Raw genomic sequence first — 20,719 nt, 5'->3', positions numbered from 1 at the left:
TGGGAGAGCGCTACAATGGCATTGTAGAGGTCAGGGGTTCGACTCCCCTCGGCTCCACCAATCAATCCAGCTCTGGTGATCTATGGGCCGTCCGTTTCGGCCATCCGGGCCTGAACCAGGGCGGAGAGCAGGGCGAGCGGGACGGTTCCGGCAATCGCTTCGTAGAGGTGCTCCCCGCTCGACACCGTGGCGTAGGGCAGGATGCCCTTGGGCCCGTAACCGACGTGCCAGTGCCAGCCCGGCATGACCCGATGCACAAGCGCGATGCAGAGATCCGTCGAGGCGGTGTAGTGGGGCGGGTTCTCCTCCGCGTCGGGCTCGGCGCCGAAGCACGCGACCACAGCGGCGTCCAGGGCTCGGTCCGCGCCGGTCACCGAGCGCACCTGCGCTAGGAGCTTCGCGAGCTGGGCGGCCTCATCCTCCATGGCTGGGACGCTATGTGACCCGCGCGTCTCCGGCAAGCCCGCGCCGCCGCCCGATCGGATCTGCTCTCAGGAATTCTCCGGCGCGTGCCACTGGCAGTCGTGGGGATAGACGGTGATCCTGGTGATCGGGGAATGGTCTTTCTGGTTGCGGAATGAGACCGACATCTGGATGCGCTGCTTGTAGAAGTCCAGCTTGACGTAGTTCTTGCAGAAGGATTCGAGAAACTGGTGCTTTGGAACCACGCCGACCTCGGCGCCGTAGGGAACCTTGACGTCGATGATAATGTCGATGCTGCTCGATTCCGGGCGCGTGATGATCTCCTTGAGACGGAAGCTCAGCGACATCGGCCCGCGGCCGCTGGGCAGGAAGTATCGGGCGGCGGTCTTGAGGCTCTCGGCCTTTTCGTCCATCCAGGCCTGTCGGGCCTCCAGGGACGCGGTCTGGAAGTCGATCCCGCCGCTCCGGCCCGTGACATCCGACATGAGAACGAAGGCCAGGATCCCGACCGCCAGGCCGCCGATCGCTATGATGTAGTTCATCGGGACCTCCGTCCGACTGTGGATGCCCCTCCCCGCCATAATGCCGCTCAAATTGGCCGATATAGACTAGGCGGGCATCGTTAAGACTTCCAAAAGACCGGTTGTTCAAGCTTGTCCGGCGCCCCTTGTCTCGTGGGAGGAACGCGCTTGCTCCGTTCTCGGATCGCCGCCCTCGCCGTCCTCGCCTGTCTCGTGTCCGCTCCGGCTTTCGGGCTCAGCTGCGCCCGGCCGAGCCTCGACGAGGCGGTCATCGACGGCTCGGTCATGATCTTCGAGGGGAGAGCAGGTCCAAAACGCCCGCTCTTGCGTTGGGAAGTGGCGACGGTCCGCGACCACCGCTTGGCCATGCTCTACACCCGGGACAGCGACCTGCAGGTCTTCCGCTTCACCGTGAGCCGGGCCTGGAAGGGCGCCGCGCCCGGGCAGGTCGTGGAGGTGCTGTTCAACACCCATTGGGGCGATGGCTTCGCCAACGGCGAGAGCTACCTGGTGGTCAGTCCGCGGGAGGTCGGCGGGCTGTTCTGGTCCCCGCTGTGCGGCCACTCGCTGAACCTGAGATCGGCCGCCGACATCGGCAACATCGCGACGCTGGAGCGCGTGATCGGGATCGGCGAGCACGTCAGGATCCCGACCGCGGACCGGGTTTGCCGCCGCGCGGAAGACTGCACGTCGGTGCAGACCCACTGCGGCGGCTGCAGCTGCGGCACGCCGGTGGCGAAATCAGCAGCCGACGGCTACCCGGCGCGGCTGAACCGGCTCTGCGCCACCATACGGGTGGCGGAGCGCTGCGAGATGGACTGCCCGACTCTCGAGCTCTCGTGCGTCGAGGCAGTCTGTGTGGCAAACTAGAAGGTGGCGGTCCGGCCCCCCACGCTCGCGCGCTCCCAATCGGGCGGTTGACGAAGATCATGGGCGCCGGGCCGCGGCGGCGCTAAGGTGACGGTTGAACAGACCGGGGACAGCCATGCTCAAACGCGGATTCAAGGATCTACTGGCCGAAGCCAACGCGGCCATCGAAACCGTTTCGGTCCAGGACCTGCCCTATCACATGGAAGACCCCGACACCGTGCTGGTCGACGTGCGCGACGAGTTGGAGCGCGAGCAGCAGGGAATCATCCCGGGCTCGGTCCATGTGTCGCGCGGCATGCTGGAGTTCCAGGCCGACCCCGAGAGCCCGATCTACAATCCGGCGCTCGACCCGCAAGGCCGCATCATCTGCTACTGCGGCACGGGCGGCCGTTCCGCGCTTGCGGCGAAGACCCTGTTGGAGATGGGCTACCGCGAGGCGGCTTCCCTGGCGGGCGGCTACGCCGCCTGGAAGCAGGCCGAGATGAGCGAGGGCTGACGCCGGCGGTCCAACCCGGGACGCGCTGATATCGTCAGGCGCGGGATTCCGCCTCGGCCCTAACGAAGATCGGAAGCGAGTCGACCGCCCGGCGAAACCCCTGCGGGCCGGGCGGTAGGTTCTCGTGCGCCCCGATTACCAGGTAGCCGTTCGGCTCGAGGCATTTCGCGAGCCGGGAAAGGACGGTCTGCTGAAGCCCGGCCTCGAAGTAGGTGAACGCGAGGTTGCGGCAGAGGATCAGGTCAAATTTTTCCGCCGGCCTCTCCCGGCGCAGGTCCTGGACCGCGAAGCGCACCGCCGAGCGGAACCGCCGGCGCAGGCAGAACAAGCCGTCCCTGCGGCGGAAGGCCCCGTCCAGCCAGGCCGGTGGGAGGTCCTTCAGGGTCCCGCCGCCGTAGCAAGCCTCCTCGGCCCGCCGCACCATCACCGGATCAACGTCTGTTCCCATGACAGCGAGCCGGGCCTGCGGGAAATGCCCGGCGACGCCGATCTCCCAGGCGAGGGCCAGGCTGTAGGCCTCCTCGCCGGAGGCGCAACCGGCGCTCCAGCAGCGGATCTGCGGCGAAGCGCGCCCGACCGCCCTCTCGGCCAGTTCCGGCAGGATGACCTCTGCGAGGGCCTCGAAAACCTTGCGGTCCCGGTAGAAGCGCGAGATCGGGATGCGGCAGAGGGCGTCGAGCCGTCGCCACTCCTCTGGGTCCGCCTCCAACAGCGCATTGTAGGCCTCGAGGTCCTCGAGCCCCAGCGCGCGCAGCCGCCGACCGAGTCGCTTGCAGACCGTGCCGCGCACCTTGCGGAAGCCCGGCCAGCGCAGCCCGAGGCGCGGCAGAGCGGCGCGCAGGAAGGCGACGCAGTCAGTGTCTTTCATGAGGCCGCCGAGGTAGACCGCGCCCCGAGCGGCAAGGCTCAGAGCAGGGGGCGCAGCTCGACCGCGATCTCCTGGCTCAGACGCTCCAGCGCCCGGCTCATAGCGATGGTCAAGTCCTCGTAGTCGTCGCTTCCGGCCTGCTCGCGTATCATCGACTTCTTAGCCGCCGCCAGGTTCTTGCCGCCCGCGGAATAGATCGCCCAGCGGCCGGTCAGATGGACCACGCCGTCCGGCGCCGCGTCGAAACGGGAGACCTCGAGCTCGACCTGGATGTCGACCTCGGAGAGGCGGCGGCGCGGCAGGGTGAAGACCGTGTCGCTCTCGAGGATCACCGCCAGGTTCTCGGCCAGGACCCTAGAGACCAGCTCCTTCAGCGGCTCCGCCCAGCGGTCGAACTCGCCGACCACCAGCTTGTTCGCACTGGCCCGCCTGACGATCTGCGGCCGGTCGAGATAGGACGGTACCGAGATCGGACCCACGCCGATCACCGGGCTCGAGGCTGTCGAGGTCCGATTGACCGCCTCGGTCTCTAGGCCCGAAATCATGTAGAGGTTGGTCGGCGGGCTCTCCGTGCAGGCCGCAAGCGGCACGAACAGCAGTGCGAGAAACAGGACCAGAGGTCCCTGGCGGCGCCCGCGGCGATAGCTCTCGATCATTACTGAACCCCTCCCTTGCCTCTCAGCAGCGCATCCGGGTTCTGCTCGAGAAAGTCCGCGAGCACGCGGATCGACTTCGCCGCCTCGGAGAACTCGTTCACCATCTGGATCAGGTCGTAGCGCAGCTGGGCGTCGGCGCCGACCAGTGTGTCGACCGATTCGATCAGGGTGTTCGCCTGCTCCAGGGCCGTGTCGGCGGAGGCCGAGGCCTGGCGCAGGTTGGCCAGCATCGGCCCGACGTCCCGCTGCACCAGCTTGTCGACCCCGGCGAGTGCCGAGTCGAGCGACTTGACGGACTGCTTCATCTCCGGCGAGTCGACCAGCACCTCGACCCCCTGGACCGTGCGGCGCACGTCCGCGATCAGCTCGTCGAGCGGCAGCGCGGCGAGATTCTGCAGGATTTCCGTGGCCGACTGGGTGATCTGCTCGATGTCCTGGGGAACGGTGGGAATCTCCGGGTAGAGTCCCTTCATGCCAAGCTCGGCCGGTTCCGCGTCGGGGAAGAAGTCCAGGGCGACATAGAGCTGTCCCGTCAGCAGACTGCCCGAGCGGAGCTGCCCTCGCAGGCCGCGTCGGATCAGGGCGTCGGCGGATCCGTAGGGGTCGCCGCTGCTCTTGACGCCCGCCCGTTCCGGCTCGATCGAGATCACCACGGGGATCCGGAACCGATTGTCGTCCAACACTTCCAGCCGGACTTCCCTGACCGATCCGATGCGGATGCCCAGGAGCTCGACCGGGGCCCCGGCATTGAGGCCGCGCACCGAGCCGTCGAAGTAGAGCACGTAGGGAATGCGCTCGTGGATGTTTTCCTCGACGATGTCGCCCCTGCTGGCCAGGAGCTGGAAGATCGTGCCTTCCTCGGCCGGTTCATTGAGCGTGGACGGCGGCGTCTCGAAGGCGATGCCGCCGCTCAGGATGGTCTCCAGCGAGCCGGTGCGCACGTTGACGCCGTCGGCCCCGACCTCGACCTCGATGCCGCTCTCGTTCCAGAAGCGGCTCTGCGGCGTCACCCACTGGTCGTAGGGCGACTCGACGAAGGCGAGGAAGGTGACCTGGGAGCCGTTCTCGGCCAGCTCATCGCCGAGGATCTGGCCGACCCGCACCCCCTTGTAGAGGATCGGGGCGCCGGGGCCGAGCGACCCCCGGGTCTCGGCGATCAGGTTGAACTCCTTGCCGGGCACGTCGAGGCGGATGACCGGCGGCGTTTCCAGGCCGACGAAGGCCTTGGTGAGTTTCTGCCCACCGCCCGGGGAGATCTCGATGTAGGAGCCGGAAACCAGGGTATCCAGGCCGGAAACGCCGCCCGCGCCCAGGCGCGGCCGAACCACCCAGAAGCGGGTCTGCTCGTTGAGGTGCGGCTCCGAGCCGGCCTCGAGGCTCGCGGTAACTGTCACGCCCGAGAGATCCTGCTTCAGCGACACGGTATCGACCAGGCCGACCTCGACGTCGCGGAACTTGATTTTGGTCTTGCCGGCTTCAAGGCCGACCGCGGTCTTGAAGTCGATGGTGATCTCCGGCCCCTGCTCGCTGATCGTGGTATAGGCGAGCCAGACGGCGATCACGCCGGCGACGACGGGGATCAGCCAGACGATCGAGATGCCGCGCCGGGTTCCCACCTCGATCTGCGGCCCGCCGCCGGAGGGTCCGGCGCCTGAAGCGCTAAGGCTCTGATCTTGGCTCATGTTCTTCCTCCATGGAATCCCAGATGAGGCGGGGGTCGAAGGCCATGGCGGCGACCATCGTGAAGACCACCACGGCGGCGAAAGAGGTCGCGCCGACGCCCGGCTCGATCGTCGCGATCGAGCCCAGCTTCACCAGCGCGATCAGGATCGAGATCATGAAGACGTCGATCATCGACCATCGACCGACCGCCTCGACGACCCGGTAGAGCACGGTGCGGTCCCGGGGCCGCCACTTGGACTTGCGTTGAACAGATATCAGCAGGTAGGCCAGCCCGACGATCTTCAGCACCGGCACCGTGATGCTGGCGAAGAAGACCAGCAGGGCGAGCGGCCACATGCCGGCCTCGATCAGTGTCTTGCAACCGCTCAGGATCGTGTCGGGTTCCCCCTTGCCGAAGGAGATCACGGTCATGACCGGATAGGTGTTGGCCGGGATGTAGAGGATGGTCGCGGTGATCAGCAGAGCCCAGGACCGCGCCAGGCTGTCGGGCTTGCGGTGGTGCATGTGGACGCCGCAGCGCGGGCAGTCCGGCTCGGTGTGGCCCCGACCCGGCAGCAGCCAGCTGACCAGGCCGCAGGCGTGGCAGCCCAGGTGATGCAGCTTCTCCTTGATGTGCTCGAAGACCTGCGGCCGCGGACCGGGCCGGCCCAGGAGGCGGTCGAGGCGCTGCCAGACCTCGCGCGGCTCGAGCGCCGCCTCGGCCGCGATCATGGTCAGGATCAGCGCGACGAAGGCATAGAGCCCGACTCCGAACTCGAGCTTTGCCATGGAGGAGAGCTTGACGATCGCAACCAGCACGCCCAGCAGATAGACCTCGACCATGGCCCAGGGGTGCATGATCTCGACGTAGCGGAAGACCTTCTTCAGGCCCGGCTGAGGCTGATTGAGCTTGACCGAGGCGAGCACGTAGATGGTCGAGAGGATCTTGGCCGCCGGGAACAGGATCGTGGCGCCGAAGACCACGATGGCCAGGATCCACAGGTCCTGGTTGATGAATTCGATCACGCCGGTGATCAAAGTCGAGACCTGCTCGCGGCCCTGCAGCTTGAAAGTGATGAAGGGATAGACGTTGGCCAAAATGAAGAAGATAAGCGCGGCCAGGTTGAGCATCAGGGCGCGGTCGACCGCATGGGGCCGGCTCTGGAAAAGGGTGTAGCCGCAGCGCCCGCACTTGGCCTTGGCGCCATCCGGGAGATCCGTCGGTGCGGGGTAAACCATGCCGCACTCATGGCATTCGATCAGGGAATCGTCAGCGACCACCGCCGGCGCCGGATCCGCCTCGGCCCGATCCCATGCCTGTTCTGCGCGACCCCCAACTTCAAAGGCCATAGGCAATCCCCAATCCCCAGGGCCGGGATCATATCCTGGACGAAGAGACCAATAAAGGCCGCAATCATTCCGGGTGGCGGGCCGCAGGATTATTTGGGGTTAACCCTGAATCCTTTCGGGCCGGTGCAAGTAAATCGCGGGTCTATTCTGTTTAGAAAGCCCTGCTGGACCGCTCGCCGCAGGGCGATCAGCTTCTAGTGTGATGGTTCCGAAGTTCGGCATGTTTCTCGTGTCGAACTTCGGAAGCTGAATCACACTAGAATCATAGGGGTAGTGTCCCTCTGATCCCGAAGTTCGATCGCTCGAACTTCGGAATCGGGACACTAGTCGAAATCCGAGGCGAGTGCCTGGCGCACGTCCTCGGTCAGGCGCGCCATATGTCCATAGGACGGGTGGCGGAAGCCGAGCGTGACGGCGGCGCCGGCGGCCCGGAAGGCCGCGGCCTGCTCCTCGGTGAACGGGAAGTGGATGAACTGGACCGACGAGGCCTTGCCGTCCGCGCTCGTCCGGTCGACGTCCTCCTCGGGCTTGCCGTCGACCGTCGTGTCGCCGATCTGCAGGTAGGCGGTTTCCTCGACTCCGCCCAGCCCGGCCAGGAAGTTCTCCCGGCGGACCGGATCGTCGATCTCGAACATGACCGTGGCGACCAGTTCGCGGCCGTTGGGGATCAGGGGATTGTAGGCCGCGAGCTCGTCGGGGATCTGCTCTTCGCCGCCCTTCTCGATGTAGAGCATCTCGTGGACCTGGTGCCACATGGTCTCGTAGTTCTCGAAGTAGAAGGTGCAGACCGGGCCGACCTCGACCCGGCGATTGCGTTTCATGGCGACCAGTTTCTCCTTGAGCTGCTTGCGCTCGCCGGCGTAGCGGTCCATGGAGAGGATATCATCGCGCTTGATCTCGCGTTTCATGGTCTCAGTCTTCCCTATTCTGCCAGGCCGTAGGCGCGGGCGAAGAGTTCGATCGGGTGGGCGGAGGTCTTCGGCCGAGGGCTCTCGTCCTCGCCGTTCAGGCGCTCCAGGCCCTGGATGATGTGGGAGCCGGCCAGCGGGCACTCGGACGCCAGGAAAGCCTTGCCGGCCTGGGCGACCTGCCGAACGACCGGCTTGCCGACCTTGAGCGCGGTATCGAAATTGTCCTTCATGATGCCCCAGGAGCCGCCGTGGCCCGAGCAGCGCTCGACCACCTGGACCTCCGTGTCCGGGACGAGCCGCAGGAGTTCCGCCGCCTTCTGGCCCATGTTCTGGGCCCGGGAGTGGCACGCGAGGTGGACCGTCACGCCGCCGGGCAGCGGGCGCAGTCCGTCGGCCAGCCCCTCCTTCTTGGCGATGCCGACCACGTATTCGCTGATGTCGAAGGTCGCCTCGGCGAGACGCTTGACCGCCGGGTCGTCCGGCACGATCAACGGCCACTCGAATTTCAGCATCAGCGCGCAGGACGGCACCGGCGCAACGATGTCGTAGCCCTGGTCGATCCAGGCGCCGAGCTCCTTGGCGACGCGCTTCGCCGTCGCGGCGACCTTGGCCAGGTCGCCCTGCTCGAGCTGGGGCATGCCGCAGCACGAGGGATAGACCACCTCGGTCTCGACTCCGTTGTGCGTCAGGACCGCGCGCGCCGCCGATCCGATGTCGGGGTTGTTGTAGTTGACGAAGCAGGTGGCGTAGAGCGCCGCCTTCCGCCCGAAGGCTGGCGCGTCGCGGTTGACCTCGGCGGCCTCGCCGCGCGCGCGCAACTCGAAGGTCAGGCCGTGGAATTGGGGCAGCTCCGCCTGCGGGTCGACCCCGGCGACGCTCTCCATGACGCCCCGGGTCAGGCTGTTCGAGGTCTTGCCGGCCCAGTTGGCCAGCCCGGCGCCGAACAGGCCCATGCGGCCGTTGCGGTCGGTCTTGGTCAGCTCGCGATGGGCCCGGGGTATCTCGCCGCGGGCCAGCTCGGCCGCCCGGTAACGCAGCATGAGATGCGGGAAATCCAGGTCGAACTCGTGCGGCGGCACGTAGGGGCATTTGGTCAGGAAGCACATGTCGCACAGCGTGCAGGCGTCGACGACCGGCTTGAAGTCCTTCGAGTCGACCGAATCGAGCTCGCCGCTCTCGGACTCGTCGATCAGGTCGAATAGGCGCGGAAAGGAATCGCAGAGATTAAAACAGCGCCGGCAGCCGTGGCAGATGTCGAAGACGCGGCGCAGCTCGGCATCTATCTTTTCGGGGTCGGTGAAATCGGGGTCCTGCCAGGCGATGGGATGACGCGTCGGCGCGTCGAGGCTGCCCTCGCGCATGATCTCTCCTCACGGGTTTTGCGGACGCGGAAACGCTATGCGACCGAGCCCGCGGTGATTAAGGCTGCGTCGCTCGACCCTTACCCGCTAGGGCGGGCTGACGGGCGGCACTGCGTCAGGGTAAGTCAACATGGCGCTGGAACGCGAGGCCGAAAAGACCTCGCGCCAGCATGCGAAAGACAGTCCGACGGGATCGGTTCAGCTGTCCATCGTGTCCAGGGCCTTCTGGAACCGTCCGGCGTGGCTCTTCTCAGCCTTCGCCAGGGTCTCGAACCAGTCGGCAATCTCCTCGAAGCCCTCTTCCCGCGCGGTGCGGGCCATGCCCGGGTACATGTCGGTGTACTCGTGGGTCTCGCCGGCGATCGCCGCCTTGAGGTTCTCGGAGGTCGCGCCGATCGGCTCGCCAGTGGCGGGGTCGCCGACTTCCTCGAGGTACTGCAGGTGCCCGTGGGCGTGGCCGGTCTCACCCTCGGCGGTCGAACGGAACACCGCAGCAACGTCGTTGTAACCTTCGACGTCGGCCTTCTGCGCGAAGTAGAGATACCGGCGGTTGGCCTGGCTCTCGCCGGAGAATGCGTCCTTCAGGTTCTGCTCGGTCTTGGAGTTCTTAAGATTAGGCATCGCTCTCCCTCTCACGATTTGAAGTAAATGGGGCGGCGCGGCGACCGCGGCGCCGTCTTTTCGCGCCCGGAAAGGATCCCAGGCGTCTGCAGGCACGTACTAGTTCACACTGGCACGCTTGTCAACAATTTAGAACGATTCGAGAATCGTTCTTAAGAACCTGAATTTTATATGTAACCTACTGGTCCGAGACGCGGATTATCACGTCCACGCGGCTCAGGCGCGTGCCCTCCGGCGGGGTCGGCATCTCGGCCAGCTTGACCGCATGCTCCGGGATATCGACCAGCTGGCAGCGGCCCTCGAAATAAAAGTGATGATGGTCGCTGACGTTGGTATCGAAGTAGGACCGGCCCGCCTCGACCACCACCTCGCGCAGCAGCCCCGCCTTGGTGAACTGGTGCAGCGTGTTGTAGACGGTGGCCAGCGAGACCCTGACGTTGGCCCCGATCGCCTCGCTGTGGAGCTGTTCGGCCGTCAGATGCCGGTCGCCCTGCTCGAACAGCAGCCGCGACAGGGCCAAGCGCTGACGCGTCGGCCGGAGACCCGCCTGCTGGAGGCGGTCAATCACGACGCTGAATGTTCGTTCCGTAGCCATGTCCGTAACATGATCCATGATGCCTGGAATTTCAATCATAAAAATCAGTCCATTGCGATGTGTTTTGGAATATCTATAAAATCTTAAGGGAAACCCCGCTCCGCGCAGGATTCCCGGGCGCGCCACGTCAGGCGCTCGGCGCCCGCTTGCACCGGACAGCCTTGATGTTATATTCCCGTCGGCAGCAGTATCGGGCAGCGATGGCATGTTATTGCTGTTGCTGTCTTTTTGGAGCCTAGAGCAAAGACCTGTGTCGAATCGCAAGTACTGTTTCAGCTACGAAGAACTCATCGATTGCGCCCACGGGAAGCTGTTCGGTCCCGGGAACGCGCAACTGCCCCTACCGCCTATGCTGATGGTCGACCGCATCGTCCGGATCAACGACGACGGCGGCGAGCACGGCAAGGGCGAGATCATCGCCGAGCTCGATATCAAGCCGGGCCTCTGGTTCTTCGGCTGCCACTTCGAGAACGATCCGGTCATGCCGGGCTGTCTCGGCCTCGATGCGCTCTGGCAACTGGTCGGCTTCTTCCTCGGCTGGCTCGGCGCCCCGGGACGGGGCCGCGCGCTCGGCGTCGGCGAGGTCAAGCTGGCCGGACAGGTGCTGCCCACCGCAAAGCGCGTCATCTACCAGTTGAACGTGAAGCGCGTGATCATGCGCAAGCTCGTGCTCGGGATCGCCGACGGCAGCATGACGGTGGACGGCGAGCCCGTTTACGAAGCCAAGGATCTTAAGGTCGGACTCTTCACCGCTCCGAAACCGGCTTAGGAAGGTGCCATGCGGCGTGTCGTCGTGACCGGTATCGGGATCGTCTCCAGTATCGGCAATAACAAGCAGGAAGTGACCGAATCGCTCCGTTCCGGGCGTTCGGGCGTCGAGTACTGCGAAGAGTACGCCGAACTCGGCTTCCGCAGCCACGTCTGCGGAACGATCAAGCTGGACATTGATTCCGTCCTCGACCGCAAGCTGCGCCGCTTCATGGGCGACGGCGCGGCCTTCAACTACTTGGCCATGCAGGAAGCCATCGCGGATTCCGGCCTGGACGAGACCGAGGTCTCCCACGAGCGCACCGGTATCGTCATGGGCACCGGCGGCACCTCGACCAAGGACATGACCAACGCCTACCAGATCGCCAAGGACAAGTCGCCGCGGCGCGTCGGCCCCTTCATGGTGCCGCGCATCATGGCCAACACCAATTCGGCGACCCTGGCCACGCCCTTCAAGATCAAGGGCGTCAACTACTCGATCACCTCGGCCTGCGCGACCAGCGCGCACTGCATCGGCAACGGTGCCGAGCTGATCCAGTGGGGCAAGCAGGACATTGTCTTCGCCGGTGGCGGCGAGGAGCTCTATTGGACCGCGACCATGCTGTTCGACGCCATGCCGGCGCTGTCGTCGAGGTACAACGACACGCCCGAGCGGGCCTCGCGCGCCTTCGACACGGGCCGCGACGGCTTCGTCATCTCGGGCGGCGGCGGCGTCGTCGTGCTCGAGGAGCTGGAGCACGCGCTGGCGCGCGGCGCCAAGATCTACGCCGAGGTCGCCGGCTACGGGGCCACCTCCGACGGCTACGACATGGTCCAGCCCTCCGGCGAGGGGGCGGTGCGCTGCATGCGGCTCGCGATCGAGAGCCTCGGTAACACGCCGGTCAACTACATCAATACCCACGGCACCTCCACGCCGATCGGCGATAGCGTCGAGCTCAAGGCGATCAAGGAAGTCTTCGGCGCCGACCTGCCGCGGATCAACTCGACCAAGTCTCTGACCGGCCATGCGCTCGGGGCGGCGGGCGTCAACGAGGCGATCTATTCGCTGCTCATGATGGACGAAGGCTTCGTCGCCGCCTCGGCGAACATCGAGGAGCTGGACCCGGAGGCCGAGGGCATGCCGATCGTGCTCGAGCGTCAGGACGACGTGGACCTCAGCTGCGTCATGTCGAACAGCTTCGGCTTCGGCGGCACCAACGCCTCCTTGGCGTTCAAGCGCTACGACGGCTAGGGCGGACCGTCGCACCCGGTGACAGCCGGGCAAGATACGCGCCCAGGCGGCAGGCACTCAGCGATTGGGTTCCTCTCGAAGAGATCGGTCCGATGAGACGGACCAAGGGTTAGGTGTCAGGGTGGTCGGAAATTCGAAACTCATGAGTGGTAAGCGCGGCATCGTGATGGGCGTCGCGAACGATCATTCAATTGCTTGGGGAGTCGCGACAAAGCTGCGTGAGGCCGGGGCCGAACTGGCCTTCACCTATCAGGGCGAACCCTTCGCAAAGCGGGTGCGGCCGCTCGCCGCCTCGCTCGACTCGAACCTGGTCCTGCCCTGCGACGTGGAGAACGACGAGGACATCGACGAGCTGTTCGACGCCGTCGGGAAGGCCTGGGAAAGCCTCGATTTTGTCGTCCATGCCATCGCCTACTCGGACAAGGAAGAGCTTAAGGGCCGCTATCTGGACACCACGCGCGACAACTTCGCGCGGACTCTCTCGATCTCCTGCTACTCCTTCACCGCTTTGGCGCAGCGGGCACAGCGGCTGATGACCAACGGCGGCAGCATGGTGACCCTGACCTACCTCGGCGCGGAACGGGTCACCCCGAACTACAACGTCATGGGCGTGGCCAAGGCGGCCCTGGAATCCAGCGTCCGTTACCTCGCAGCCGACCTCGGCACCGAGGGGGTGCGGGTCAACGCCATCTCCGCCGGCCCGATGCGCACGCTGGCCGGCTCGGCGATCGCCGACGCGCGCTTCGTGTTCGGCTGGACCAAGCGCAACGCGCCGCTGAGGCGCAACGTCGATCTGGGCGAAGTCGGCGCGGCCGGGCTCTATCTGCTGTCCGACCTGTCCAAGGGCGTGACCGGCGAGGTGCACTACGTCGACGGCGGCTACCACGTGATCGGGATTCCCTCGCCCAACTCGGTCGGCGACGGTTAGGGTTAACGCCCGCTCCCCGACCTAATCCGTCAGCGCCGCTGCAAGCTGGCCAGGGTAGTCCGTGATCACACAGTCCACGCCCCAGGACAGGAATCGCCGGGCGCGGCGCGCGTTGTTGACCGTGTAGACCGCGACCAGGTAACCGGCCTCCTTGACCCGCCGGACGGCGAAGCGGTTGACCAGCTTGTTGCCGAGATGAACCGACACACAGCCCAGGGCCTCGACCTGTCTGCGCCAGCCATTCGGCAGGCCCCGCACCAGGAGCCCGCGCGGCCAGTCGGGCTGCAACACGCGCGCGGCCGCCAGGCTCATGGTGCTGAAGCTGCTGACGAGGGGCGGCGGGCGGTCGGACGGCCAGATATCCGACGAGGCGCGCAGCACGATCTCGGCGGTCTCGACGTCGCGGCCCGGCGTGGGCTTGATCTCGATGTTGACGCCCAGGCCCAGATCCAGAGCCAGCTCCATCGCCGCTTCGAGGGTCGGGACTCTCTGCCCGGCAAAACCAGTGCCGAACCAGCTCCCGGCGTCGAGCGCCGCCAGGCGGTCGTAAGAAGTCTCGGCCATGGGCGTGTCGACACCGGTGGTGCGCCGCAGGCTGTCATCGTGAAAGATCACGGGGCGGCCGTCGCCGGTCAGCATGACGTCGACCTCGATCCAGGACATGCCTTCGTCCCGCGCCGCCCGGATCGAGGCCAGAGTGTTCTCCGGCGCGACCCCGGCGGCGCCGCGATGTCCCATGAGCCTGGGCAGCCGCGGCGACACCGTTGGAGTCCTTGGAGCCGCTTCCGCTCCGCCGCGGATCAGCTGGCCTCGGCCTGCAGGTCCTCGCCGGTCTCCTGATCGACCGCGCGCATGGACAGCTTGACCTTGCCCCGGTCGTCGATCCCGATGCACTTGACCTTGACCACATCGCCTTCCTTGACGACGTCGCCGACGGTCTTGACCCGCCGGGGGGCGAGCTCGCTGATATGGACCAGACCGTCGCGCGGGCCGAGGAAGTTCACGAAGGCGCCGAAGTCGACGACCTTCACCACCTTGCCCTGGTAGATCTTGCCCTGTTCCGGCTCCGCCGTGATGGAGGTGATCCAGTCGATCGCGGCCTGGGCCTGGTCCTGGTCGACCGCCGCCACCTTGATGGTGCCGTCGTCCTCGATGTCGATCTTGGCGCCGGTCGTCTCGGTGATCTCGCGGATCACCTTGCCGCCGGTGCCGATCACCTCGCGGATCTTGTCCTTCGGGATCGTGATCACGGTGATGCGCGGCGCGTTCTCCGATACGCCCTCGCGCGCGCTGTCGATCGCCTTGGCCATCTCGCCCAGGATGTGCAGCCGGCCGTCGCGCGCCTGCTTCAGGGCGATCTGCATGATCTCCGGCGTGATCGAGGTGATCTTGATGTCCATCTGCAGCGAGGTGATGCCGTCCTCGGTGCCCGCGACCTTGAAGTCCATGTCGCCGAGGTGATCCTCGTCGCCCAGGATGTCGGAGATCACGGCGAAATCCTCGCCCTCCTTGATCAGCCCCATGGCGATGCCGGCGATCGGCCGGGGCAGAGGCACGCCGGAGTCCATCATGGCCAGCGAGGAGCCGCAGACCGTGGCCATGGAGGACGAGCCGTTCGACTCGGTGACCTCGGAGACCACCCGGATGGTGTAGGGGAAGTCCTCCTTCGAGGGCAGCACCGGCCGGATCGCCCGCCAGGCCAGCTTGCCGTGTCCGACCTCGCGCCGGCCCGGAGGCGCCATGCGCCGCGCTTCGCCGACCGAATAGGGCGGGAAGTTGTAGTGCAGCATGAAGTTTTCCCGGTACTCGCCTTCCAGCGCGTCGATGATCTGCTCGTCCTGGCCGGTGCCCAGGGTCGTGGTTACCAGGGCTTGGGTCTCGCCCCGGGTGAAGAGCGCGGAGCCGTGGGTCCGGGGCAGGACCCCGACCTCGCAGACGATCGGCCGAACGTCGGCCGTGCCCCGGCCGTCGATCCGCTTGCCGGTCGCCAGGATGGCGCCGCGCACCACGTCGCTCTCCAGGTTCTTGAACACCCCGGACAGGACGGCGGCCTCGGCCTCGTCCTCGCCGACGATCTCGACGGCGGACGCCTTGACCTCGGCGACCTTCTCGTGGCGCTTGCCCTTGTCCGGCTCCTGGTAGGCGGTCTTGAGCCGGTCCGAGACCTGCGCATCGAGCTTGGTGCGCAGGGTCTCGACCTCGGCCGGCGGCTCGGGCACCTGCCAGGGTTCCTTGGCGCAGGCCTCGGCGAGATCGATGATGGCGTCGATCACCGGCCTCATCTGTTCGTGGCCGAAGGTGACCGCACCCAGCATGACCTCCTCGGAAAGCTCGTGGGCCTCGGACTCGACCATGAGCACGCCGTCGTGGGTCGCCGCGAGGACCAGGTCGAGCTGCGAGGTCTCCAGGTCCTGGGGCGTCGGGTTGAGCAGATACTCGCCGTCGCGGAAGCCGACCCGGCAACCGCCGATCGGACCGAGGAAGGGAATGCCCGAAATGGTCAGGGCCGCCGAGGTTCCGACCATGGCAACGACGTCGGGATCGTTCTCCAGGTCATGGCTCAGGACCGTGCAGACGATCTGGGTCTCGTTCTTGTAGCCCTTGGCAAAGAGCGGCCGGATCGGCCGGTCGATCAGGCGCGAGGTCAGGGTCTCCTTCTCGGAGGGCCGGCCTTCGCGCTTGAAAAAGCCGCCGGGAATCTTGCCCGCGGCGAAGGTTTTCTCTTGGTAGTTCACGGTCAGCGGGAAGAAGTCGATGCCCTCCCGCTCTTCCTTGGCGCCGACCGCCGTGCAGAGCACGATCGTGTCGCCGTAGGTCGCCAGCACGGCGCCGTCGGCTTGGCGGGCGATCCTGCCGGTCTCGAGCACCAGCTTTCGGCCGCCCCAGTCTAGTTCCTTGCGGTGTATTTCAAACATTGTCTCTAAGTCCTTTCGCTTGGCCGTCTTGCCAAAGCCGGACCCGCGTAAAGGGCACGGCGCACGCGGTCATCCCGCGCGGCACGCCCCTTGCGTCGGCCCGGCCGTTCGTCCGATCGCGCCGGCCAGTTGCGCAATCGCATGCCTCTCGTAGGGATATGGGGAGCGCGGCGGTTGCCCGCTGCCCCGAGCAGACCAGCAGTGGCTGGTCCTGGCGCCATGTCCCGCCTCGCTACCGTCTCAGCCCGAGGCGTTTGATCAGCTCGTCGTAGCGCGGCTTCTCCTTGCGCTTCAGATAGTCGAGCAGGCGCCGGCGCTGACCGACCATGATCAGAAGGCCACGGCGCGAGTGAAAGTCCTTCTTATGGGTCTTCAGGTGCTCGGTCAGGTTGGTGATGCGCTCGGTCAGGATCGCGACCTGGACCTCTGGCGAACCCGTATCGCCTTTGTGGGTCGCGAAATCACCGATAACTTCCGTTTTCCGCTCAGCGGTAATCGACATGGCATTCGTTCCTCGGCATCAGGTTTTTAAAACACGCAAAGGATGCAGTCCGCCGTCCTCGTAACGGGCCAAGGCAACCGCCTTGCCGAACGATTTAGCGCAGACCACGGTCCCGTTCGTCAGGTCACGGACCCGCTCCCGATGGGCACGGGCCAGCAGCGAGACTGTCTGTCCACAGCGCAGGCTGCCCGCCTCGGCTTCCGTCAAATCGAGCGCCGGGATGCCGTCCAGCGCCGCTTCGACGGGGTGTAGGTGCCCCGAAGCGGCGGCACTATGCCCCAGGGTTTCCAAAGTTTCCAGGGAAATCGCGTCGTCTTCGCGGAACGGGCCGACCCGGGTTCTGCGCAACGCCGTGACGTGACCGACGGTGTTCAGGGCCCGGGCGATATCGCGCGCCAGAGCGCGCATGAAGGCCCCCTTGCCGCACTCCACCTCGAAGACGGCGTGGTCCGGATCGGGCGTATCGACCAGTGCGATGCGGCCGATCCAGACCGGACGCGAGGCCAGTTCCGGCGCCTGGCCGGCGCGCGCCAGGTCGTAGGCGCGCCGGCCATCGACCTTGATCGCCGAGTAGGCCGGCGGCACCTGGTCGATCCAGCCGTGGAACTGCTCGAGCACGGCCTCGACCGCCGCCGCCGCCGGCCGATGCGGGTTCTCCTCGACCACCGCGCCCTCGGCGTCGTCGGTCTCGGTGGCCTGGCCCCAGCGCAGGGTGAAACGATAGGTCTTGGTGCCGTCCATGACGTAGGAAACGGTCTTGGTCGCCTCGCCCAGGGCGATCGGCAAGAGTCCCGTCGCGAGAGGATCCAGGGTGCCGCCGTGTCCCGCCTTGCGGGCGTCGAGGAACCGCCGCACCCGACTCACGACCTGGGCCGAGGTCAGCCCCGCCGGCTTGTCGACGACCAGCCAGCCATTGACCACGCGGCCCTTAGCTCGGCGCCTCATCCTCACCCTCCGCGCCGGCCTCCCCATCATCGGCGAGGTCGCGGCGCACCTTCGGCCGGGACAGCAGCTCCTGGATCCGGCCGGCGTGATCGAACGAATGGTCGGCGGCGAAGCCGAGACGCGGCGTGTAGCGCAGGGTCAGCTCGCGGCCGAGCTGGCCGCGCAGGTAGCCAGCGGCCCGGTTTAGGGCCGCCACCGTGCCCGGCAAGTCCTGGCCGCCGAGCGGGGTGACGAAGGCCGTGGCCGCCTTGAGGTCGGGACTGACCTTGACCTCGGTCACCGTGATCGAGGTGCCGCTCAGGGCCGGGTCGTCGAAGCGGCACCGCTCCAGCACCCGCACCAGGGCATGGCGCAGCTCCTCGCCGACACGGAGCTGCCGCAGGCTGGGGCTGTCGCCCTTACTCCGGCTCATGGATCGATCCTTGGACTAGCGGTAAGCGCCGGCCGCCGCTTCGACGTTGCGGAGCACCCGTAAGGCCGGGCCGCTCGGATCGCCGGCGCCGGAGAGCAGCTCCGGCGTCGCGTGATCCGCTCTAAAGGGCACGGGCGACCTCGTCCACTTCATAGCACTCGATCTGGTCGCCGACCTGGATGTCCTGATAGTTCTCGAAGGCCATGCCGCACTCGTAGCCTTCCTTGACCTCGCGGACCTCGTCCTTGAAGCGCCGCAGGGTCTTGAGCGTGCCGTCGTGGATCACCGTGTCGTCGCGCAGCAGGCGGACCTTGGCGCCGCGCTTGACCTGGCCTTCGGTGACCATGCAGCCGGCGACCTTGCCGGTCTTGGTGATCGAGAAGACCTCCCGGATCTCGGCGTAGCCGAGGAAGGTCTCGCGCTTCTGGGGCGCCAGCAAGTTGGACAGGGCCGCCTTCAGATCGTCGAGCAGCTCGTAGATGATCGAGTAGTAGCGAATGTCGACGTTCTCGCGCCGCGCCAGCTCGCGTGCCTGGGGGTTGGCCCGGACATTGAAGCCGATGACGATGGCGCCGGTCGCCTGGGAGAGGCTGATGTCGGACTCGTTGATGCCGCCGACCGCCGCGTGCAGCACCTGGAGCTTGACCTCTTCGTTGCCCATCTTCTCCAGGCTGCCGCTGATCGCCTCGAGCGAGCCGTGCACGTCGGACTTGATCACCACGGGCAGCTCCTTGGCCTCGCCCTGCTTGATCATCGACAGCATCTGTTCGAGGCTGCCGCGGCCCTGCGCGGCGATGCTGGTATCCCGCTTCTCGCCGGCGCGGAACGACGCGATGTCGCGCGCCCTGCCCTCGTCCTCGCTGACCACGAAATCGTCGCCCGCCACCGGGGTGCCGTTCAGCCCCAGCACCTCGACTGGAACCGAGGGGCCGGCCTGCTTCACGTTCTCGCCGCGTTCGTTGATCATGGCCCGGACCCGGCCCCACTCGCTGCCGGCGACGAAGACGTCCCCGACCCTGAGGGTGCCGCGCTGAACCAGAACCGTGGCGACCGAGCCGCGGCCCCGCTCCAGCTTGGCCTCGACCACCACGCCCTCGGCCTTGCGTTCGGGGTTGGCGCGCAGCTCGAGCAGTTCCGCCTGCAAGAGGATCGCCTCCTCGAGCTTGTCGAGGTTGGTCTTCTCCTTGGCCGAGACCTCGACCGCCAGGATGTCGCCGCCCATCTCCTCGACCACGAGGTCGTGCTGCAGCAGCTCTTGGTGGACCCGGTTCGGGTCCGCCTCCGGGCGGTCGATCTTGTTGATCGCGACGATGATCGGGACCTCGGCCGCCTTCGCGTGGCTGATCGCCTCGACCGTCTGCTCCTTGATGCCGTCGTCGGCGGCGACGACCAGCACGACGATGTCGGTCACGTTGGCGCCGCGCGAGCGCATCTCGGTGAAGGCGGCGTGACCCGGCGTGTCGATGAAGGTGATCTTGTCGCCGCTCTGCAGGGTCACCTGGTAGGCGCCGATGTGCTGGGTGATGCCGCCGGCCTCGTGCGCGACCACGTCGCTCTCGCGCAGGGCGTCGAGCAGCGAGGTCTTGCCGTGGTCGACGTGGCCCATGACCGTGACCACGGGCGGCCGAGGCTGCAGGTCGGCCTCGTCGTCGGGCTCGCCCTTGAGGCCGAACTCGACGTCCGCCGCCGCCACGCGCTTGATCCGGTGGCCGAACTCGCCGATCACCAGCTCCGCGGTGTCGGCGTCGACGACCTGGTTGATCGTCGCCATCACGCCCATCTTCATCAGCGCCTTGATGACCTCGCTCGAGCGCTCGGCCATGCGGTTGGCCAGCTCCTGAACCGTGATGGTCTCCGGCAGCACGACGTCGCGGATGACCTTCTGCGGCGGCTGGTGGGCCGAGCGGTCCTGCGCCTGGCGCAGCTTCTCCTGGCGCCGGCGCACCGACGCCAGCGAGCGCACCCTTTCCTGGTCGCCGCCCTCCAGCGCCTGGGAGATGGTCAGCTTGCCCTGGCGGCGCTTCTGCTGCCGTCCACGGTTGGCCGGCGGCGCCTTGGGCGCGGCCACCTTGCGCTTGGCCCGGGAGGCTGCCTCCTCCTCGGCAGGGGTCACTGCCGGTCTGGCAGCCGCCGGCTGCGGCTGCGGCGGCTGCGGCTCGGCGCTCGGTTTGGGCGCCGCCTCGGCCTCAGCGGCCTGGGTAGCGGCTTCCGCGGCTTGCCGCTCGGCTTCCTCGGCCGCGCGCTTCTCCGCCTCGGCTTGTTCCTGGATCCGGCGCGCCGCCTCTTCCTCTTCGCGCACCCGGCGCTTGTCTTCTTCCAGTTTGGCGCTCTGCAGCGCTTGCAGGCGCGTCGCGCGCTCCGCCTCGGTCAAGTTCTTGATCGGCTCGGCGACCGCCGGCTGTTCGTCGACCTGTTCCGCCTGCTGGACCTCGTCCGGCGCCGCTGGCTCCTCGGGCTCCGGCGCGCGCGCCACCACCTCGCGCATGCGGCCTTCGGCGCTGCGCTCGAAGCTCTTCTTGGTCTTGCGCTCGACCATGACGGTCTTGGAGCGCCCGTGGCTGAAGCTCTGGCGGACCAGCCCGGATTCGACACGCTTCTTGAGCTCGAGTCGGCCGGGCCGGCTCAAGGTCAGCGTCTTCTTTTCTTTTTCTTGTTCTTTTTCTTTGCTCATCGTCGTGTCGCTC

General features: G+C 66.6%; 21 protein-coding genes. 5 read left to right on the top strand and 16 right to left on the bottom strand.

Features of this window, described 5'->3' with window-relative positions; genetic code table 11:
- Positions 1–80: 80 nt before the first annotated feature.
- Complete coding sequence (locus QNJ67_04540) at positions 81–425, bottom strand: hypothetical protein (protein MDJ0608222.1); 345 nt, start codon at positions 423–425, stop codon at positions 81–83.
- Positions 426–491: 66 nt separating this feature from the next.
- Positions 492–965, bottom strand: a complete 474-nt coding sequence (locus QNJ67_04535) for a hypothetical protein (GenBank protein MDJ0608221.1) — start codon at positions 963–965, stop codon at positions 492–494.
- A 147-nt stretch (positions 966–1,112) separates the two neighbouring features.
- Here QNJ67_04535 and QNJ67_04530 point away from each other — a divergent pair, with 147 nt between their 5' ends.
- Both QNJ67_04530 and QNJ67_04525 read left to right on the top strand, forming a co-directional pair.
- Positions 1,113–1,814, top strand: coding sequence for a hypothetical protein (locus tag QNJ67_04530; GenBank protein ID MDJ0608220.1), 702 nt, complete (start codon positions 1,113–1,115; stop codon positions 1,812–1,814).
- Positions 1,815–1,929: 115 nt separating this feature from the next.
- The gene (locus tag QNJ67_04525; GenBank protein ID MDJ0608219.1) at positions 1,930–2,310 is read left to right on the top strand and encodes a rhodanese-like domain-containing protein; all 381 of its coding nucleotides are present in this window, start codon (positions 1,930–1,932) and stop codon (positions 2,308–2,310) included.
- Positions 2,311–2,344: 34 nt separating this feature from the next.
- Here the strand turns inward: QNJ67_04525 and QNJ67_04520 are convergent, their stop codons facing one another.
- The 8 genes from QNJ67_04520 to QNJ67_04485 form a co-directional block, all read right to left on the bottom strand.
- Positions 2,345–3,178 carry a protein-glutamate O-methyltransferase CheR gene (locus QNJ67_04520; protein ID MDJ0608218.1) on the bottom strand — a complete coding sequence of 278 codons (834 nt, stop codon included), beginning with the start codon at positions 3,176–3,178 and terminating at the stop codon, positions 2,345–2,347.
- A gap of 38 nt (positions 3,179–3,216) precedes the next feature.
- Entirely contained in the window at positions 3,217–3,834 is a 618-nt protein-coding gene (locus QNJ67_04515) for a PqiC family protein (protein MDJ0608217.1), read from the bottom strand.
- Positions 3,834–5,516 (bottom strand): MlaD family protein, encoded by a 1,683-nt coding sequence (locus tag QNJ67_04510; protein MDJ0608216.1) that lies wholly within the window; start codon positions 5,514–5,516, stop codon positions 3,834–3,836. The genes QNJ67_04515 and QNJ67_04510 overlap by 1 nt, the downstream gene beginning before the upstream one ends.
- Positions 5,494–6,846: a paraquat-inducible protein A gene (locus QNJ67_04505; GenBank protein MDJ0608215.1), complete on the bottom strand. Its 1,353-nt coding sequence runs from the start codon at positions 6,844–6,846 to the stop codon at positions 5,494–5,496. Before QNJ67_04505 ends, QNJ67_04510 begins: the two co-directional genes overlap by 23 nt.
- A 323-nt stretch (positions 6,847–7,169) precedes the next feature.
- A complete protein-coding gene (locus QNJ67_04500) occupies positions 7,170–7,754 on the bottom strand; it encodes a DUF3501 family protein (protein ID MDJ0608214.1) in 585 nt (194 codons plus the stop codon).
- A 14-nt stretch (positions 7,755–7,768) separates the two neighbouring features.
- Entirely contained in the window at positions 7,769–9,118 is a 1,350-nt protein-coding gene (locus tag QNJ67_04495) for a heterodisulfide reductase-related iron-sulfur binding cluster (GenBank protein ID MDJ0608213.1), read from the bottom strand.
- Between the two features lie 198 nt (positions 9,119–9,316).
- Positions 9,317–9,739 (bottom strand): rubrerythrin family protein, encoded by a 423-nt coding sequence (locus tag QNJ67_04490; protein ID MDJ0608212.1) that lies wholly within the window; start codon positions 9,737–9,739, stop codon positions 9,317–9,319.
- 178 nt (positions 9,740–9,917) lie between these two features.
- Positions 9,918–10,352: a Fur family transcriptional regulator gene (locus QNJ67_04485; GenBank protein MDJ0608211.1), complete on the bottom strand. Its 435-nt coding sequence runs from the start codon at positions 10,350–10,352 to the stop codon at positions 9,918–9,920.
- 232 nt (positions 10,353–10,584) lie between these two features.
- Between QNJ67_04485 and fabA the strand changes: the two genes are divergently transcribed.
- From fabA to QNJ67_04470, 3 genes are all read left to right on the top strand, one after another.
- A complete protein-coding gene (fabA, locus tag QNJ67_04480; GenBank protein MDJ0608210.1) occupies positions 10,585–11,103 on the top strand; it encodes a bifunctional 3-hydroxydecanoyl-ACP dehydratase/trans-2-decenoyl-ACP isomerase in 519 nt (172 codons plus the stop codon).
- A 9-nt stretch (positions 11,104–11,112) separates the two neighbouring features.
- A complete protein-coding gene (gene fabB, locus QNJ67_04475; GenBank protein MDJ0608209.1) occupies positions 11,113–12,333 on the top strand; it encodes a beta-ketoacyl-ACP synthase I in 1,221 nt (406 codons plus the stop codon).
- Between the two features lie 142 nt (positions 12,334–12,475).
- Positions 12,476–13,261, top strand: a complete 786-nt coding sequence (locus tag QNJ67_04470; protein ID MDJ0608208.1) for an SDR family oxidoreductase — start codon at positions 12,476–12,478, stop codon at positions 13,259–13,261.
- A 21-nt stretch (positions 13,262–13,282) separates the two neighbouring features.
- Here QNJ67_04470 and ugpQ read toward each other — a convergent pair whose 3' ends face one another.
- The 6 genes from ugpQ to infB all read right to left on the bottom strand — a co-directional run bounded on the left by ugpQ (position 13,283) and on the right by infB (position 20,706).
- Entirely contained in the window at positions 13,283–14,023 is a 741-nt protein-coding gene (gene ugpQ, locus QNJ67_04465; protein ID MDJ0608207.1) for a glycerophosphodiester phosphodiesterase, read from the bottom strand.
- A gap of 38 nt (positions 14,024–14,061) precedes the next feature.
- Positions 14,062–16,176, bottom strand: coding sequence for a polyribonucleotide nucleotidyltransferase (gene pnp / locus QNJ67_04460; GenBank protein ID MDJ0608206.1), 2,115 nt, complete (start codon positions 16,174–16,176; stop codon positions 14,062–14,064).
- Between the two features lie 232 nt (positions 16,177–16,408).
- Positions 16,409–16,678 (bottom strand): 30S ribosomal protein S15, encoded by a 270-nt coding sequence (gene rpsO / locus QNJ67_04455; GenBank protein MDJ0608205.1) that lies wholly within the window; start codon positions 16,676–16,678, stop codon positions 16,409–16,411.
- 18 nt (positions 16,679–16,696) lie between these two features.
- A complete protein-coding gene (gene truB, locus QNJ67_04450; GenBank protein ID MDJ0608204.1) occupies positions 16,697–17,623 on the bottom strand; it encodes a tRNA pseudouridine(55) synthase TruB in 927 nt (308 codons plus the stop codon).
- A complete protein-coding gene (rbfA, locus tag QNJ67_04445; GenBank protein ID MDJ0608203.1) occupies positions 17,607–18,035 on the bottom strand; it encodes a 30S ribosome-binding factor RbfA in 429 nt (142 codons plus the stop codon). Before rbfA ends, truB begins: the two co-directional genes overlap by 17 nt.
- 121 nt (positions 18,036–18,156) lie before the next feature.
- Positions 18,157–20,706, bottom strand: coding sequence for a translation initiation factor IF-2 (gene infB / locus QNJ67_04440; protein ID MDJ0608202.1), 2,550 nt, complete (start codon positions 20,704–20,706; stop codon positions 18,157–18,159).
- Positions 20,707–20,719: the final 13 nt, after the last annotated feature.

The sequence above is a fragment of the Kiloniellales bacterium genome, assembly GCA_030064845.1.
Taxonomy (GTDB): Bacteria; Pseudomonadota; Alphaproteobacteria; order Kiloniellales; family JAKSDN01; genus JASJEC01.
The sequence above is the reverse complement of the archived record's forward strand: the minus strand, read 5'-3'. Positions and strand labels throughout refer to the sequence as shown.

Bases quoted from the DNA above. Each gene is read 5' to 3' on its own strand.
- QNJ67_04490 (MDJ0608212.1), bottom strand. From the start codon at position 9,739: ATGCCTAATCTTAAGAACTCCAAGACCGAGCAGAACCTGAAGGACGCA.
- QNJ67_04540 (MDJ0608222.1), bottom strand. From the start codon at position 425: ATGGAGGATGAGGCCGCCCAGCTCGCGAAGCTCCTAGCGCAGGTGCGC.
- fabB (MDJ0608209.1), top strand. From the start codon at position 11,113: ATGCGGCGTGTCGTCGTGACCGGTATCGGGATCGTCTCCAGTATCGGC.
- rpsO (MDJ0608205.1), bottom strand. From the start codon at position 16,678: ATGTCGATTACCGCTGAGCGGAAAACGGAAGTTATCGGTGATTTCGCG.
- QNJ67_04535 (MDJ0608221.1), bottom strand. From the start codon at position 965: ATGAACTACATCATAGCGATCGGCGGCCTGGCGGTCGGGATCCTGGCC.
- QNJ67_04505 (MDJ0608215.1), bottom strand. From the start codon at position 6,846: ATGGCCTTTGAAGTTGGGGGTCGCGCAGAACAGGCATGGGATCGGGCC.
- QNJ67_04520 (MDJ0608218.1), bottom strand. From the start codon at position 3,178: ATGAAAGACACTGACTGCGTCGCCTTCCTGCGCGCCGCTCTGCCGCGC.
- pnp (MDJ0608206.1), bottom strand. From the start codon at position 16,176: ATGTTTGAAATACACCGCAAGGAACTAGACTGGGGCGGCCGAAAGCTG.
- QNJ67_04510 (MDJ0608216.1), bottom strand. From the start codon at position 5,516: ATGAGCCAAGATCAGAGCCTTAGCGCTTCAGGCGCCGGACCCTCCGGC.
- QNJ67_04495 (MDJ0608213.1), bottom strand. From the start codon at position 9,118: ATGCGCGAGGGCAGCCTCGACGCGCCGACGCGTCATCCCATCGCCTGG.
- QNJ67_04500 (MDJ0608214.1), bottom strand. From the start codon at position 7,754: ATGAAACGCGAGATCAAGCGCGATGATATCCTCTCCATGGACCGCTAC.
- rbfA (MDJ0608203.1), bottom strand. From the start codon at position 18,035: ATGAGCCGGAGTAAGGGCGACAGCCCCAGCCTGCGGCAGCTCCGTGTC.
- QNJ67_04485 (MDJ0608211.1), bottom strand. From the start codon at position 10,352: ATGGATCATGTTACGGACATGGCTACGGAACGAACATTCAGCGTCGTG.
- infB (MDJ0608202.1), bottom strand. From the start codon at position 20,706: ATGAGCAAAGAAAAAGAACAAGAAAAAGAAAAGAAGACGCTGACCTTG.
- QNJ67_04525 (MDJ0608219.1), top strand. From the start codon at position 1,930: ATGCTCAAACGCGGATTCAAGGATCTACTGGCCGAAGCCAACGCGGCC.
- truB (MDJ0608204.1), bottom strand. From the start codon at position 17,623: ATGAGGCGCCGAGCTAAGGGCCGCGTGGTCAATGGCTGGCTGGTCGTC.
- QNJ67_04470 (MDJ0608208.1), top strand. From the start codon at position 12,476: ATGAGTGGTAAGCGCGGCATCGTGATGGGCGTCGCGAACGATCATTCA.
- QNJ67_04515 (MDJ0608217.1), bottom strand. From the start codon at position 3,834: ATGATCGAGAGCTATCGCCGCGGGCGCCGCCAGGGACCTCTGGTCCTG.